Genomic DNA, 16439 nt, shown 5'->3' with positions numbered 1-16439 from the left:
TGGGGTTTACTATTAACAATTGGATAACCTTTTTCTCTTTCCTCCAGAGAATAACTCTCACAACCGAAAGGTCCGATTCGTTCATGGCTACGCCCACCGCATTGTCTGAAGATCCTTTTGGCTTCACCGGCCTCACCTACGACGACGTTCTTCTGCTACCAGGTAATACCGACGTCAACCCTGCAGATGCTGATACCTCCACAAAATTGTCAAAGCGTATCACCCTGAACACTCCTATTATTTCTGCTGCGATGGACACCGTCACTGAATCTGACATGGCTATTGCGATGGCTCGTCTGGGTGGACTGGGCGTACTACACCGCAACCTTTCCATTGAAGATCAAGCCACTCACGTAGACCGTGTAAAGCGTAGCGAATCTGGAATGATTACTAATCCCGCAACTATCGGTCCAGATGCAACAATTGAAGAATTTGATGCCGTGTGCGGACACTTCCGAGTTTCGGGACTTCCCGTCGTTGACGAAAACGGTATTTTGGTCGGTATCATCACCAACCGTGACATCCGTTATTTACCCGAATCTGAATACTCACAGCGTACCGTTCGTGAGATTATGTCCCCTATGCCACTAATCACCGGCTATGAGGGGATGTCCAAAGAAGAGGCCTACAACCTATTAGCTTCTAACAAGATTGAAAAGCTGCCTCTTGTTGATCAAAACGGCAAATTGACCGGTTTGATCACAGTCAAAGACTTTATCAAAACAGAACAATACCCTCGCGCCACCAAAGACGACGAAGGCCGTCTTCGCGTTGGTGCGGCTGTTGGATTCTTTGGTGACGGCTACGAACGAGCTATGACCTTAGTAGAAGCTGGTGTTGATGCACTCTTTATCGATACCGCTAACGGACATTCACAAGGCGTACTCGATATGATTGCCCGTCTTAAAAAAGATTCTGCTGCCGATCACGTCGATATCATCGGCGGACAGGCAGCAACCCGTGCTGGTGCACAAGCCATTATTGACGCTGGAGCAGACGGCGTTAAAGTTGGTGTTGGCCCTGGTTCTATTTGCACTACTCGCATTATTGCTGGTGTAGGTGTCCCGCAGGTAACAGCCATTAACGAAGCTGCTAAGGCTGCTATTCCGGCAGGCGTTCCTTTGATTGCTGACGGCGGTATGCAACATTCCGGTGAAATCGGTAAAGCCCTTGTTGCTGGTGCTGATTCTGTGATGATGGGCTCCATGCTTGCCGGTACCGCAGAATCTCCTGGCGACCTAATTTTTGTTGATGGCAAACAATTCAAAGCATATCGAGGTATGGGTTCCTTAGGCGCAATGGTTTCTCGTGGACGCCACAAGTCTTACTCGAAAGACCGTTATTTCCAAGCGGATGTTTCTTCTGAAGAGAAACTTATTCCTGAAGGTATTGAAGGACGTGTTCCTTTCCGCGGTCGTGTCGGCTCTGTTTTGCATCAGCTTGAAGGCGGTCTACGTCAGACAATGTTCTATGTTGGTGCTCGCACCATTGAAGAATTGAAATATGAGGGTAAGTTTGTGCGTATCACCCCCGCAGGACTCAAAGAGTCTCACCCTCATGACATTATGATGACGGTTGAAGCACCAAACTACCGTCGCTAAATCATTCGGCGTGGTATACCCCATAAGCGTTATGCGCTTGCTGGGGTATTGCCTCTAACGAAAGGAACGAACCATGTCCGATATCGAAATTGGTTTATCAAAACGGGCTCGTCGCACCTATAAGCTCGACGATGTTGCTCTAGTACCTTCTCGTCGTACTCGCGACCCTGAAGACGTGAGTACCTCATGGCGTATTGACGCTTTTACCTTCGAAACACCCCTAATCGGTGCACCGATGGACTCGGTGATGTCTCCGCAAACTGCTATCGCGTTGGGACGTTTGGGTGGATTAGGCGTTTTAAACCTTGAGGGATTGTGGACACGCTATGAGAACCCTCAACCTTATTTGGATGAGATTACTTCTTTAGAGCTTAACGATCCTGTTGCTGCTACTCGCCGCATGCAAGAAATCTATGCTGAGCCTATTAAAGCTGAGCTGATTACTAAACGCCTTTCAGAAATTCGTGATTCTGGTGTTATTGTTGCAGGCTCTTTGACTCCTCAACATACTCAAGAGTTCTACGAAACTGTTGTTAACGCTGGTGTCGATATTTTTGTGATTCGCGGGACTACTGTTTCTGCTGAGCATGTTTCAGAAAACCGTGAACCGCTCGACCTTAAAAAGTTTATTTACGAACTTGACGTTCCGGTGATTGTTGGTGGTGTAGCTGGGTATACTCCAGCGTTGCACCTGATGAGAACGGGTGCGGCAGGTGTTCTTGTTGGGTTTGGTGGAGGCTCATCGATGACCACTCGACGTGGTCTAGGCATTCAGGCATCTATGGCCACAGCTATTGCTGATGTGGCAGCTGCACGTTCTCGTTACCTTGATGAATCTGGCGGACGCTATGTACACGTCATTGCTGATGGAGAACTTGGACGTTCAGGGGACCTCGTTAAAGCTCTTGCTCTTGGCGCAGATGCTGCGATGATTGGTGCACCTCTCGCACGCGCAAGTGAAGCACCTGGCCGCGGACTCTATTGGGGCAATGAGGCTCATTCAGTGAACTTCCCTCGAGGTATTCGCACAAACCTCGGTACGGTTGGTACTCTCGAAGAAGTCTTGTATGGTCCTTCCCATCACGTTGATGGCACATCCAATATTGTTGGTGCTTTGCGACGGGCTATGGCAACATGCGGTTTTACCGATGTGAAATCTTTCCAACGAAGCGAATTAGTACTAGCCGACTAAGGATAGACACCTAACATAAAGGAACGTGTTTTCACGTCAATAAGCCTTAAAGAACGCTCTGACATCACCGATAGTGGCGGTGGTGTCAGAGCTTTTTGATATCAAACGTTATAGGGTAGATATCGTGTTGAAATTAGCTTTTACTCCTCGATGGATTGCCAGTTTACTTCTGGTGATTGCCTTGAGTACGGGTTTTGTGTTGCTCAGCCACTGGCAGCTTTCCTCCGCAACTTGGGGCCAACGCACCGCTGATCCCGCCAAAGAAATTGTGCAGCCTTGGGAAAAATTTCTTTCAGCACATGAACCGTTAACTATTGAGAACTCTGACCATATGGTTAAGGTGACTGGTCACTATATTGCAGGTTCTTCCTATCTGGTCACCGATAAACTTAATGAGGGACGCCAAGGATATTGGGTAGTGAGTGCTTTCCTTCCCGAAACAACACCTGCAACAGATTCTGAACCTCGAGCTCTTGCTATTGCACGAGCATGGACTGCCAAGGACTCACTTCCTGCAGAGCCTCAAGGCACTCTTACCGTGATTGGTCGTATCGTCTCTAATGATGCTCCTTATTATTCTCGAGATATCGAGCAGAAATACTCTGCTGAACAGATCACTTCACAGCGTATGATTGGAACTGCAGCTAGCGCTCAACTGACAAACCTGTGGGATATACCCCTCTACGGTGCGATTATTACTGCCGATGCTGAAACACCTCAAGGCACTCCGCTTCCTTTGGATGCTGAAGGAAAGCTACTATCCTCAGCTACTATTGTGGGGCAGACTGGAGATTTACACGGGGTGAGAGCTTCTCAAGTGACCCATGAAGATGTGAACTGGTTAAATATTTTTTATGCGCTGGAGTGGCTTGTTTTTGCTGGTTTTGCGTTCTTCCTCTGGTGGCGGATGCTTAAAGACTCTTATGAAAAAGCTCAAGACCCTGCTGAATATTTTGAATATGAGGGACAGTATTGGTTAGATGAAGACTCCGGAAGATACTATTACTGGGATCCAGCCGAAGAACAATACTACTTTTTTGACGATATTTCACAGCAACAGATACTAGAAGAAAGAACGAATAAACATGCATCATCATGACTCGTCACCTCAGAAACCTCAAGAACGTCAAGACGGCAAAAAAGTGGTGCTTACCGGACAAGGCACAGCTGACGGTAAAGGTGGATTTACTATCCGCAAAAAATTCGGTGGAACAGAATCTCAGATTCGATCTTCCCTGACCTTTTATAAATGGTGCGCGTGGATTTCTGGTACGTTCCTTCTCCTGCTCGTTCTCGAGATGATTACTCGTTATGTTTTCCGTTTTGACCTTGTGATGGGCGCTCAAGACGCACACACTGGTCAGAGTGTTCCCTTAGGCTTACTGAACCTTGAAACAGATAACTTGGTGGGAGGAATTAACATCTCAACATGGATTCTGATTATCCACGGATGGTTCTATGTTGTATATCTTTTCTCTTGTTTCCGCCTATGGCTTTTGATGCGTTGGGCACTACCACAACTTATTGTGATGGCATTAGGCGGTGTCGTTCCTTTCCTCTCATTTATTGTGGAGAGCCGTATTCACCGTGAGACTTTAGCGTTACTGCGGGCAAATCCGCAAGCCACAAAACGTTACTAACACATCAACACCGGTAGTGATAAATATTCCCTTTGCTCTTGTCCGGATAGATTATTGCCGGTATCTGAACATTGTGTTTTAGAATGAAGATATATTCTTCGCTTTTTCTGCCTTCTCGGTGGAAAAGTTCCTCATATCAACTGTTAAGGTGACTCGTGACCAACACATCTCATACGGAGCTAGAACAGCGTCCAGTTTTGGTGGTTGACTACGGTGCTCAGTACGCGCAGCTTATTGCTCGTCGCGTTCGTGAAGCCGGTGTTTATTCCGAAATTGTTCCGCATACTATGCCAACCGAGCAGATTCTAGCTAAGAACCCAGCTGCTCTTGTTCTCTCTGGTGGTCCTTCTTCGGTATATGCAGAAGGCGCTCCTAAGGGCGATATCGCACTCTTCGAGTCGGGTATTCCCATCTTTGGTATTTGCTATGGCTTCCAGGTGATGGCACAGACCCTTGGCGGAACTGTCGCCCAAACAGGGCTTCGCGAATATGGCGCAACTGATGCATCAGTGTGCGCTGAAAACTCTTCCTTCCTTACCGGAACCCCAACAACTCAGAACGTCTGGATGTCCCACGGCGACTCTGTATCACAAGCACCTGAAGGCTTCACCGTACTTGCGCAGACACCTGGCGCTTCTGTTGCCGCAATGGTGGATGAAGACCGTAAACTTGGTGGCGTCCAGTGGCACCCCGAAGTCAAACATTCTGATTATGGTCAGGTTGCGCTTGAGAACTTCCTCTTCAACATTGCAGGACTAAAGAAGACTTGGTCTACCGGTAACATCATTGAAGAACAAGTAGCGAAGATTCGTGAGCAGGTCGGTAAAGACCGCGTTATCTGCGCCCTATCCGGTGGTGTTGATTCTTCTGTAGCAGCGGCACTAGTACATAAAGCAGTAGGCGACCAACTGACTTGTTTCTTTATTGATCATGGACTCTTACGACAGGGCGAACGCGAACAAGTCGAAAATGACTACGCTAGCACTATGGGTATCAAGGTCATTACCATTGATGAGTCCGAACGCTTCCTCAACGCTCTTGCTGGTGTCAGCGACCCTGAAACGAAGCGTAAAGCTATCGGTCGTGAGTTTATTCGTTCTTTTGAAGTTGCACAGCGTCAACTGATTGAACAGGCACACGATGATGGCAGCGATATTAAATTCTTAGTACAAGGAACTCTCTACCCTGACGTTGTTGAATCAGGTGGGGGAGAAGGTACCGCAAATATTAAGTCTCACCATAACGTAGGCGGCCTACCTGAAGACATGACCTTTGAACTGGTCGAACCTTTACGTACCCTCTTCAAAGATGAGGTTCGTGCTATCGGCCGTGAGCTGGGTGTTCCCGAAAAGATTGTGGCTCGTCAACCCTTCCCCGGCCCCGGCCTGGGTATCCGCGTTGTTGGTGAAGTAACATACGAGAATTTAGAGATTCTACGAGCTGCAGACGCTATTGCTCGTGAAGAGCTCACAAATGCTGGCCTTGACGATGAAATCTGGCAGTGCCCCGTTGTGCTTCTTGCCGATGTTCGTTCTGTCGGCGTGCAAGGTGACGGCCGTACCTATGGTCACCCCATCGTGCTACGCCCCGTATCCTCCGAAGATGCTATGACCGCCGACTGGTCTCGTCTACCGTATGACGTATTAGCGAAAATCTCGAACCGTATCACTAATGAAGTCTCTGAAGTGAACCGTGTCGTTCTGGACGTTACTTCAAAGCCTCCAGGAACTATTGAGTGGGAATAAACCCCTCAACGTCTTCTTGAACTTGTTAACGCATGGTTCAAGAAGACGTTTCTTCTTTAAGCAAAGTATTCTTTAAACCGAAATGTCTGAGTGAATAGAAAAATATCGTGGTATGCGCAGAAGCTACGCATACCACGATATTTTTGTAAGCCGATGAGCCAAACGTATATAAGAGTTCGCCTCATTGTGAGGATCTCGGGCAAACCTCAGATATCCATGTATGTTCTTTTTTAGGATGCGTTTATGCGGTACATCTTCGATTCATAAGGACGTAATGTTTGACGCATATCGTCCTCATAGTTTGAAAGTACTAATTCGCCTTGATCTAGTAGCTCATATTCACGAGTGAGCTGTTGATCGGTGAAATTCGAGATAACAAGTAGCTTAGAACCATCTTGTGCATGACGCTCATAGGCATAAACCTGAGCATCCTCAACATCAAGAGGAATAAAATCTGCATACACAAGAAGGTCTTTGAGCTCACCACGACGTAGCTGAATGAGCTTTTGATAGTGATAGAACAGAGAATCACTATCAGCAAGAGCTTCTGCTGCGTTAATGTTCTGGTAATTAGGGTTAAGTTTAATCCACGGTTCTACGGCGCTAAAGCCTGCGTTATCGCTTGCATCCCATTGCACGGGGGTTCTCGCGTTATCTCGTCCTTTAGCGTAGATGAGTTCCATACACGCGTCGTGACTAAGGTTGCCACGTTCTACGACCATATCTTCGTAGAGATTCAACGAATCGAGATCTCGATAGTCGTTAATCTCTTCAAATTGGACGTTTGTCATACCGAACTCTTCCCCCTGATAGATATAGGGGGTGCCCTGCATACCGTGAAGAGTTGTCGCTAACATTTTGCCTGAGAGCACACGCCACTGTGGTGAATCATCACCGAAGCGAGAAATCAGTCGAGGCTGGTCATGGTTATTCCAGTACAATGATCCCCAAGCTCGTCCTTGTAATGTGGTCTGCCACGTATTAAGAACTTCTTTAAGGTCAACGAGATCGTAGGGTTTGATAGACCACTTGCCCATACCGGTGGCGGGGTCTGTATCTACACCCATATGCTCAAAATGGAAAATCATGTTGAGCTCTTCAGTATCAAATCCCGCAAATTGTACGGCGTCTTCTGCTGAGGTTTGAGACATCTCTCCGACGGTCATTACATCATAGTTCGCTGCGGTTTTGAGATTAAGTTCGTGCATCCACTGGTGCACTTTGGTACCGTTTTTGACCACGAACGGGATAGATGAACCATGCTTATCGAAGTCAATATTGGGGTCATCTGGTAGCCCCTCTGGTTTAGAGATGATGTTGATAGCGTCGAGGCGGAAACCGTCGAGTCCTTTATCGAGCCACCAGTTAATCATGGTGTAGATTTCTTCACGAACCTTTTCATTCTCCCAGTTCAAGTCGGGCTGTTTCTTGGAGAAGATGTGTAGATACCATTGATCGGTGTGTTCATCGTATTCCCAAGCGCGCCCCCCAAATTCTGAGCCCCAGTTGTTTGGAGGTAGTGGGTTGCCGTCTTCGTCAACACCTGAAGAGTCACGCCAATAGTAGTAATCACGGTAGGGGTTCTCTCGGCTAGAGCGAGATTGCTTAAACCACTCGTGTTCATCGGAGGTGTGGTTGACGACAATATCTAAGAGAATCTTAATACCGAGGCTATGGGCGGTCTCAACGAGAGTATCAAAATCTTCCATCGTGCCAAACTCATCCATAATGCCCTGATAATCGGAGATGTCATACCCCATGTCATCGTTGGGGGAAGAAAATATCGGGCAAAGCCAGATGACGTTAATTCCTAGTTGTGCAAGGTATGGAAGGCGTTGTGTGATACCGGGAAGATCGCCGATACCGTCATGATTAGAGTCTTGGAAAGAACGTGGCCAAATCTGGTATACGACAGCTTCTTTCCACCAAGTACGTGCTGCTGAACTCATGGAGAACTCCTTAAGAATAAGTGGGTGATGGTTGGGGGACTATGGAACATGTTGAATGTTAGAGAGCTATCTCTACGAGAACTCCAGAATGATCAGAGATAGCTTCTGGAGTGTTATCGGCAAAGACTACTCGGTGGCGTAATACTGGAGCGTTCAATCCCTTGGTCAGGATGAAATCAATACGTTTAGCCTCCGTCGAATTTTCCCATCCTGCAATATTTTTATGAACGGTGTATTCTCCGTCAACGTGTTTTGCCTGAGTGTAAGTATCGGCCCACCCCGCCTCGAGCATTTGTGCGTATCCTTCTGCGGGGATACCTGCATCATTATTAAAATCTCCGGCGAGGATGATGGGGCTATGATGGGCTAAGGCTTGAAGTTGTTGGTTAAGTGCATCAAAATCGTGGCGGAAGAGCTGTTTTCCTTCTCTTTCCCACCAATTCATGTGTGTACTAGCGAACCAGAAGTCTTGTTGATTGATATTGATACATGCTGCTAGAGCGCAACGACGGTACACATTTTTATAGTCGTATTGCGGGTCGCTCATGTGCACGGTGTGCAGTGTATTGAAGGGGTGTTTGCTCAGGAGCGCTACACCTTCGTCGTAGATTCCCCATCCTTCGTGGGACTCTGCCCAGCTCCAGTAATAGGTTCTTCCGTCTTCTTGGAGGAATTGTGCCAGCAAGAGTGCAAAATTATCAAAGGTGATAGGGCGTTCTGTGAGTGGGCGATATAAATGGTCTGTCTCAACAAAAGGTGCTTTGATGAGCTGGTTGACCTCTTGTAACGCGATAATGTCGATATCTTCTGACAAGATGAAGTCTGCGAGGACTCGTATCTTGTGGAGTTGATGAAGTTCTAGCCAGCTATGTGTATTAAGCGTCAAAATCTTCAAGAGCTAAAACCTTTGGTGTGTTTGGGTACGGTCTTATGAAAAATCCTAAAAGTACTTTTGACGAAAAGCGATAGTTTTTATAACTCAGCGAGAGGAACTTTTTCCATCTCATGGAATTTCTTTCCAGTTTCTGAAAAACGTACCAGAAGTGCTTCTTCTCTCAAAGAAGTATGTTTTTAGCGTACTAATACACATATAGTGTGGTGTAAAACAAACACATCCATTACATATACATTCAATTACGGTGAAAGGGATTCTCTAATGATGGAGAAAATCCAGAGGTTCGGCTCGGCAATGCTTGCCCCCGTCCTCCTCTTTGCTTTTGCTGGTCTTGTCGTTGGCATCGCAATTATCTGCAAGAATGAGCAACTTCTTGGCTCAATCGCTGCTGAAGGCACTGGCTGGTACAACTTCTGGTCTGTATGGGAGTCTGGCGCATGGACCGTCTTCAACCAGATGGAACTACTCTTCGTCTTGGGTCTGCCCATCGCATTAGCAAAGACCGCTAATGCTCGTGCAGTACTTGAAGCTGCGATGGTATACCTGACCTTCAATTACTTCATCGCAACAATTCTTTCTATTTGGGGCCCTGCGTTCAACGTTGATTATGATGTTGATCTTTCCCAAGGTGCAGCTGGCACTGGATTGAAGATGATTGCCGGTATTAAGACTCTCGATACTGGTATCTTCGGCGCTATTATCATTTCTGCTATTGTCGTGTGGCTTCACAACCGTTATTTCGACACTAAGCTCCCCGACTTCCTCGGTATTTTCCAAGGAACACAATGGGTATATGCTCTTGGCTTCTTCTTGATGATGCCGGTAGCCTTAGTGTTCTGCCTTATCTGGCCTTCCGTTCAGCATGCAATTGGTTCTATGCAAGGGTTCTTCCTGAGCACCGGCGTCTTTGGTGTTTGGCTATACACCTTCCTTGAGCGTATCTTGATTCCTACGGGCTTGCACCACTTCATTTATACCCCCTTTATTTTTGGCCCAGCAGTGGTTCCTGACGGAATTATCAAGCACTGGGTAGCCCACCTTAACGAGTACTCCCAGTCTTCTGCACCGTTGAATGAACTTTTCCCCGGTGGCGGATTTGCACTTCACGGTAACTCGAAAGTCTTTGCTCCTATCGGTATTGCTGCCGCATTCTACGTCACAGCACGTAAAGAGAAGAGAAAAGAACTCATGACGCTATTGGTTCCTGTCTGCCTCACCGCGATGCTTATCGGCATTACAGAGCCTCTAGAATTTACCTTCTTGTTCCTTGCTCCTCCTCTGTTCTTGGTACACGCAATTCTTGCGGCGACCATGTCTGCAACCATGTACTTCTTCGGACTATCCGGCAACATGGGCGGCGGCTTAATCGACTTTGTCTTCCAGAACTGGGTTCCCTTGTGGGCAAATCACTGGCCAACCTATGTTGCTCAAATCGTGATTGGTCTGTGCTTCACCGCGTTGTACTTCTTCATCTTCCGTTTCTTGATTATCAAGTTCAATTTCAAGACTCCTGGCCGTGAAGAAGACGGAAAAGAAGCTAAGTTGTATTCTAAAGCTGAGTACCGCCAAGCGAAGAAAGAAGGAACTCTTAAAGCTTCTGCTGAAGAATCAACGGTAGCTGTTACTACTGATTCTTATACTCAACGTGCAACAGACTTCTTAGCACTCTTAGGCGGGGCTTCAAACATCACTTCCGTCAACAACTGTGCTACGCGTCTGCGCGTTTCGGTAGAGAACCCAGAACTTGTAGGTTCTGAAGCAGATTTCAAATCTGCTGGTGCCCTTGGCCTTGTCAATAAGGGTAAAGCCTTACAGGTTATTGTTGGGATGGATGTCCCACAGGTTCGAGACCGTTTCGAAACCATGGTGAACGAACCATCATAAAGAGAACACGTCATATGACATTCTCTTGAGATGAGGAAGGCTCCTGAACCGAATACACATGTATTATCTAGAGATAGGTACATCATCTTTCGGCTCAGGAGCCTTCGTGGATCTTCAGACAATAGTTAACGCGCATCAGCATCACCTCAGCAATACTGAACGTGAAATTCTTGCCTTCATGTTAACGCATGAAGAATTTGTTGCAGAGTCGACTATTAACTCTTTAGCGCATCGTACGTATACGTCTACTTCGAGTATTATTCGGCTGACCAAAAAACTGAACTTCTCAGGTTTTACAGAGCTAAAGTATTTCATCAAAAACTCGTTGAATACGGCCTCTGAACGTCCTGTAGACTTTGTGAGCTCCGGCGTTGAAGACATTATGAAGACTCTTGAAACACTTCAAAACACCGATTTAGAAGATATTTTGAGCCATATTCATCGTGCCCGTACCGTGTATTGTTTTGGTACCGGATACGCTCAACGAAACGCTATTCAAGAGTTTTCTAAATCTTTATTAGTATGCGGAAAATTTGCGCATGTTATTCCTGCTAAAAATGAATTTGCTGGAAGTATTTCGAGTATGACCACCGACGACCTCGTCATTGTGGTATCGCTCTCTGGTAATACGGAATCTGTACAAGAAACAATCAATGCTCTTTCCTCACGCAAGATTCCGATGCTTGCAATTACAGCTCAAAGTCTGAACTACATTTCATCTCATGCAACCTATTCTTTGCGCTATGAAGCAACTCCCACTCATATTGGTGACCATAGCAAACACCCCTATCATTCTTTTGTTGCGTTGAGCGTTCTACTAGACTATATCGTTCGGCAATACATGAATTTCTTAGACACAGAGGATCAATAGTGAATAGTATTCTGTACCGGCTTAACGACCCCGACTCCACCAAAAAATACTTATTTTGGTATTGGATTATTTCTCCACTGTGCTATTTTCTATACACTTTTTTACTCAGCTCCCAAACTCAATTACCGTTAGAAGAAGTTCTTAACGCGCCGTTGATTGCGGTAACTTTTCTTATCGCCTGTATGACTATCCTCTTAGCAGGCCTCCTTAACCTCATCAAAGATGAGGGGGACTATGTTGAACGTAACTTTGGTATTTTTGCAATGGTTCAGCAACTTCTCGTAGGAAACCTCTTGGGTGTTTTCTTAGCATTTTTCTTCACTCGTTCTCGTTGGGGTGCTCTTCCTGCAGCATGTTCTACACCTCAACGATGGATTCTTTGGGCAGGCATGGCATTGATTTCTGTTTTGACAGTTTTGGTGATGATTTCTTATTGGAACTTGTCGATGGCTTAACTCCTGAGGGCCTTGACCCGTATGATGGATAACTAGAGTAAAACCGCACCCTAAACAGTATCGAAAGAGCTTTCATTCGTGAACGAACAATCAGCTACCCCTCAACCGGCTCAATCTTGGGAATCTGCCGGTAGTAGCGCCTTAGGAACCTCTGCACCCTCAGTGAGTGAACAACTTGAGAACGTCGTAGAGATTCTCGACTATGAAAAAGGGTTAGAAACGTGGAACCGCCAAATGGACCTTTACACCGGTCCAGATGCACTCCTTGACTTTAATCAGATTGATTATGTCCATATCGACATTACTGATGCTAACCCCTCAGGCTTAGCTCAGCTGATGATGGGGCGTAAAACACGACTTTCTACGATTATTCGTGATAAAAACAAACGTGAATCTGCTATGCGTGCAGCTCAAGCTTTACGTAGTAAAATCTTTGAGCTTGAAAACCAGCACGGGCTTTCTGCTGGTTATTTTGCTGCAGGTACTGCTTCCTGGCTTTCTCGAGATGTTCACCATGCTCAAGGTGCACCAGAAAAACGTTTTATTGCGCCAGTTCTTTTGACTCCTATTGTCATCACACCTCACCCAACCAGTGAAGATTTTGAAATCCGTCTATCGGGATCAGCGAAATTAAACCCTGCTATGGTGCGTCAAATCCATAAAGAATACGGTATTGACCTTGGTTCTATGGATGTTGCGCAATTAGCAAACTCTATGTCAAAACTTGACCCGGAACCTGTGATTGACCGTATGCGCACCAGCACCGGCCACGTTCCTGGAATGTTGATTGAGTCAAAATATCTTATTTCTACATTTGCTGACATCAAGGAAAATGCGGCAGAACTTCCGGAAGACTCTTTCACACCTCTTGTTCGTAAACTGGCAAAACTTGCGTTAGAGCCTGAAGACACTACACGCCCAGAAGTCTTTGTTAACAATTCTGCAGCTCCCCTTGATCAGAGAGCACCCCATAGCGAGATGTTAGCTTTTGACGCTGATTCCTCGGCCCAAGAAATTATTGACTTGGCGCGTTCTGGACATTCTCTGGTTGTTACAGCACCATCTGGTACCGAGCCGCTACAGATGGCAACCAATATTGCTACAACTCTTATCCACGACGGTAAATCTGTTCTAGTTGTGGGGGAGCGTAGTTCAACCGTTGAAAACTTTGCGTCACTTCTGAAAAATATTGGCCTTGACCAATTCACTTTTGATCTTTTGAAGGAACATTCTTCAGAAGAGTTGCGAGAACTTCTGGTACAAGCCATTATTCGCAATGAGAACGCAGCTTGCCCGAATATGAGCGATGTGTACGAGCGACTCGTTTCCTCTCGCAATAAACTTATTTCTCACACAAACTCCCTCAAATTTACGGAATCACGTTGGGGTTGTTCAGTGTACGATGCGTTGCAGACCCTTGCCGCTTTAATGACGCAAAATCCTGCACCTACTACGACGGTTCGCTTCAACCGTCACGTCATGGATGCACTCTCTCATCGCGCAAAAATTACGGAGAAAATAGAACGTTTTGCGCAACTACGCGCGTTCCGTCCTTCTACTTTGCTGTCTTCTTGGCATCGGGCAAAACTCTATGATCAAGAAGAATGTAAAGCTGCGCACCGTCTCGTAAAATCTTTGATAGATTCTCTGCAATCAATGCACGCGAAGATGAGCCAGCTAAGCGAACAAACCGGTTTGCGCATGGGAGAAAGCTACCATGAATGGGACGCTCAACTTCAACTCCTAGAACGCATTCGTCAGACTCTTACAAAGTTTCGTGTAGATGTTTATGACCGCCCAGTGACTGACCTTATTGCTGCTACCGCAAGCAGCGCATGGCGTCGTGAACACGGTATAGAAATGAGCAGTATTCAACGCTCTCGTCTTCGCAAAGCGGCGAAAGAATATATTGTTCCTGGCGTGCATATTAACGACCTACACGAGAATCTTCTCATCGTTCAACAAGAACGAGAAGAATGGATTGCACGTGCTGTTTCTCCTCGTGAACCACAGGTTCCTGCGAACCTAACACGTTTACAAGAACAACTTGCGGAGTTAGCAGATGAGTTCTCGGGTCTTGCCATCGTTCTAGAAGACCACCCCGACGGAAATGACTTTTTAAACACTGAATATAGTGTTCTTCTTGAACGTCTGACCATGCTAGACGCCGACGAGGAGCTACTATATACCTTGCCTGAACGCGAAGAAATTCGCCGTGAACTCTACGAACTGGGCCTAGAAGAATTTCTTGCAGACCTCCTCAAACGCCAAGTTCCAGCAGAACATGTTAGTGCAGAACTTGAACTTGCTTGGTGGCAGAGCGCTCTTGAAAAAATGTTGGATAGCGATGAGATTGAAATTCTTGATGGCGATAGCTTGAGAATTCTTGAAGAAGAGTTCCGTACCGCTGATCAAGCTCATATTGCGGCAACTCCGGCGCGACTAGGTTCTTCTATCCGAGATATTTGGAATAATCGTATTGCTGCAGATCCTGATGCTGCAGCGTATCTGAAGAGCCAGCTTCGTGGACATCACTTTGATTTTGATGCGGTTCTCAAACATTCCAGTACGCTCGTTCATGCCCTGTACCCATTATGGACGTCGAGCCCGTTTGCACTGACTCGCAGACTTGCTAATACGGTGCGTTTTGATGCGGTGATTCTTCTTGACGCAGAATCGACCCCATTAGCAGCAAACCTTCCGGCTATCATTAGGACCGAACAGGTTATTGCTATTGGGGACCCCCACAGCGGTTTCCCTGCACCGTTCATGGTTTCTGCTGTGGCAAAGAATGCTCCCTTGGAGAAGAACCCAAAAATTGAGAGTACTTATAATGCGCTTTCGAAGATTCTCCCTGCACGGACTTTAGCTCTTCTTTCTGAGCGGACTGTTGATCCGGCAGTATTCAGCTACTTGAATGATAATTTTTATTCTGGTGCTTTGAACTTCTACCCTTGGGGTGAAGAAATATCTGAGGACATTCCTGCCTTCATCGCTGAGTATATTGACGCTACTGGAAAGATTAGTGATAACTCAAATCTTGATTCTCCTGCTGTTGAGGTTGATAGCGTCGCTAAACGTGTCCTTGAACATGCGTATAAGAACCCTAATCAGTCTTTGGCAGTGGTGACAGCGAGTACTCGTCATGCGCGTCGTATTGCCGAAGCTGTGCGTTCTTTGCTCGTTCAATATCCGCAGATGCTACCTTTCTTCAACAACGCCCAGCACGGTGAACCATTCCGTGTTGTAGATTTGTCGAGAGCTTCAGGACTTGAACGTGACGTTGTTATTTTCTCTCTCGGTACGGGCAAAGGTCATAACGGGGTTGTGAACCATAAACTTGGTCAGCTTTCTGAACCTCATGGTCGTGAATATTTTGTACTAGGGATGACTCGTGCACGTCACCTGACCCGTTTAATGTCCTGCGTTTCTATCGAAGATCTCGATCCGGCATTGCTTGAGTATGGGGCTTTAGATCTCTATAAGATGTTGCGGGAGCACGAAAACTGGCAGAAGATTCGTCACGAAGAGCAGACTGCAACTATTACCGATAGAATCCCTCAGAATGAGTTTCTCCGTAACGCCGATATTGAGGCAATTGATATGGGGGACTGGTTACTGAATGATATGGTACGTCGTTTAGGAAACCGTGGTGTACATTTGCGTGAGCATGGAACGCAAGGTATTTCGTTGGTTGCTTATTCTGAGCATGAGTCGTTGATGGCAGGTTCTACACCTAGCCCTCGCCGCCGTAAGAGCGGAAACTCTCAAGAGGCTGTTGCGTTGAATTTTCCTCTTGCTGCTTGTTCTGATGGTTCTGACGAGTTTGCTAGCATGAGCGTTCGAGAACGAACTCGTCTTCTGCCAGATCGTTTAGCTCGTACTGGATGGAACTATATGACGTTGTGGACTATAGAAGTTTTCTCAGACCCTCATGCGGTGGCTGAACGGATGTGCCGGTATCTTGGTGTAGAGGACGAATAATATTTTTATGGCGGAGCAGTATTCTTCAACTCCTAAAAAACGGCGTGGGCACCGTCGGGTGGTCTCTGGTGACCCTTCGTACGGTGAAGAGCCCACAATATTAGGTGTTCTGAAATCGGCTGAGGAAACCCAGGATGTTTCTTCTGAAGAAGATTCTCGTGCCCAGTGGTTGAAAGAACAACGTCCTCCTCACCACGATTTTAGGTCGTCTATCTAAGATGTG

At 46.5% G+C, this 16439-nt stretch carries 12 protein-coding genes; 10 read left to right on the top strand and 2 right to left on the bottom strand.

The genetic code is table 11. From position 1 onward, the window contains the following. The first annotated feature begins 83 nt into the window (after positions 1-83). From guaB to guaA, 5 genes are all read left to right on the top strand, one after another. Positions 84-1601: an IMP dehydrogenase gene (gene guaB / locus ACN08Z_RS01630; protein ID WP_419102892.1), complete on the top strand. Its 1518-nt coding sequence runs from the start codon at positions 84-86 to the stop codon at positions 1599-1601. Between the two features lie 73 nt (positions 1602-1674). After that, a complete protein-coding gene (locus tag ACN08Z_RS01625; RefSeq protein WP_419100817.1) occupies positions 1675-2793 on the top strand; it encodes a GuaB3 family IMP dehydrogenase-related protein in 1119 nt (372 codons plus the stop codon). An 82-nt stretch (positions 2794-2875) separates the two neighbouring features. Beyond that, complete coding sequence (locus ACN08Z_RS01620; protein ID WP_419102891.1) at positions 2876-3892, top strand: SURF1 family protein; 1017 nt, start codon at positions 2876-2878, stop codon at positions 3890-3892. Continuing rightward, positions 3879-4433, top strand: coding sequence for a DUF3817 domain-containing protein (locus ACN08Z_RS01615; RefSeq protein WP_419102890.1), 555 nt, complete (start codon positions 3879-3881; stop codon positions 4431-4433). Before ACN08Z_RS01620 ends, ACN08Z_RS01615 begins: the two co-directional genes overlap by 14 nt. Positions 4434-4588: 155 nt before the next feature. Beyond that, positions 4589-6178 carry a glutamine-hydrolyzing GMP synthase gene (guaA, locus tag ACN08Z_RS01610; protein WP_419102889.1) on the top strand — a complete coding sequence of 530 codons (1590 nt, stop codon included), beginning with the start codon at positions 4589-4591 and terminating at the stop codon, positions 6176-6178. A 230-nt stretch (positions 6179-6408) separates the two neighbouring features. Here guaA and ACN08Z_RS01605 read toward each other — a convergent pair whose 3' ends face one another. Both ACN08Z_RS01605 and ACN08Z_RS01600 read right to left on the bottom strand, forming a co-directional pair. Next, on the bottom strand, positions 6409-8127 hold the full coding sequence (locus tag ACN08Z_RS01605; protein WP_419102888.1) for an alpha-glucosidase: 1719 nt from the start codon (positions 8125-8127) through the stop codon (positions 6409-6411). Between the two features lie 58 nt (positions 8128-8185). After that, a complete protein-coding gene (locus ACN08Z_RS01600) occupies positions 8186-9022 on the bottom strand; it encodes an endonuclease/exonuclease/phosphatase family protein (protein WP_419102887.1) in 837 nt (278 codons plus the stop codon). 261 nt (positions 9023-9283) lie between these two features. Here ACN08Z_RS01600 and ACN08Z_RS01595 point away from each other — a divergent pair, with 261 nt between their 5' ends. The 5 genes from ACN08Z_RS01595 to ACN08Z_RS01575 all read left to right on the top strand — a co-directional run bounded on the left by ACN08Z_RS01595 (position 9284) and on the right by ACN08Z_RS01575 (position 16433). Beyond that, positions 9284-10906, top strand: coding sequence for an alpha-glucoside-specific PTS transporter subunit IIBC (locus ACN08Z_RS01595; RefSeq protein ID WP_419102886.1), 1623 nt, complete (start codon positions 9284-9286; stop codon positions 10904-10906). 106 nt (positions 10907-11012) lie between these two features. Then, complete coding sequence (locus tag ACN08Z_RS01590) at positions 11013-11777, top strand: MurR/RpiR family transcriptional regulator (RefSeq protein ID WP_419102885.1); 765 nt, start codon at positions 11013-11015, stop codon at positions 11775-11777. After that, positions 11777-12232, top strand: a complete 456-nt coding sequence (locus tag ACN08Z_RS01585) for a hypothetical protein (RefSeq protein WP_419102884.1) — start codon at positions 11777-11779, stop codon at positions 12230-12232. Before ACN08Z_RS01590 ends, ACN08Z_RS01585 begins: the two co-directional genes overlap by 1 nt. A 78-nt stretch (positions 12233-12310) precedes the next feature. Further along, on the top strand, positions 12311-16216 hold the full coding sequence (locus ACN08Z_RS01580; RefSeq protein ID WP_419102883.1) for a DNA helicase: 3906 nt from the start codon (positions 12311-12313) through the stop codon (positions 16214-16216). Between the two features lie 7 nt (positions 16217-16223). After that, positions 16224-16433: a hypothetical protein gene (locus ACN08Z_RS01575; protein ID WP_419102882.1), complete on the top strand. Its 210-nt coding sequence runs from the start codon at positions 16224-16226 to the stop codon at positions 16431-16433. The last annotated feature ends 6 nt before the right edge of the window (positions 16434-16439 follow it).

The organism is Rothia sp. P7181 (assembly GCF_048513015.1).
GTDB lineage: Bacteria > Actinomycetota > Actinomycetes > Actinomycetales > Micrococcaceae > Rothia.
This window is presented reverse-complemented; position numbering and strand designations above follow the sequence as displayed.

What these genes read in the sequence shown, in the direction of transcription:
- guaB (WP_419102892.1), top strand. Translation starts at nt 84, where the DNA reads ATGGCTACGCCCACCGCATTGTCTGAAGATCCTTTTGGCTTCACCGGC.
- ACN08Z_RS01625 (WP_419100817.1), top strand. Translation starts at nt 1,675, where the DNA reads ATGTCCGATATCGAAATTGGTTTATCAAAACGGGCTCGTCGCACCTAT.
- ACN08Z_RS01615 (WP_419102890.1), top strand. Translation starts at nt 3,879, where the DNA reads ATGCATCATCATGACTCGTCACCTCAGAAACCTCAAGAACGTCAAGAC.
- ACN08Z_RS01605 (WP_419102888.1), bottom strand. Translation starts at nt 8,127, where the DNA reads ATGAGTTCAGCAGCACGTACTTGGTGGAAAGAAGCTGTCGTATACCAG.
- ACN08Z_RS01595 (WP_419102886.1), top strand. Translation starts at nt 9,284, where the DNA reads ATGATGGAGAAAATCCAGAGGTTCGGCTCGGCAATGCTTGCCCCCGTC.
- ACN08Z_RS01575 (WP_419102882.1), top strand. Translation starts at nt 16,224, where the DNA reads ATGGCGGAGCAGTATTCTTCAACTCCTAAAAAACGGCGTGGGCACCGT.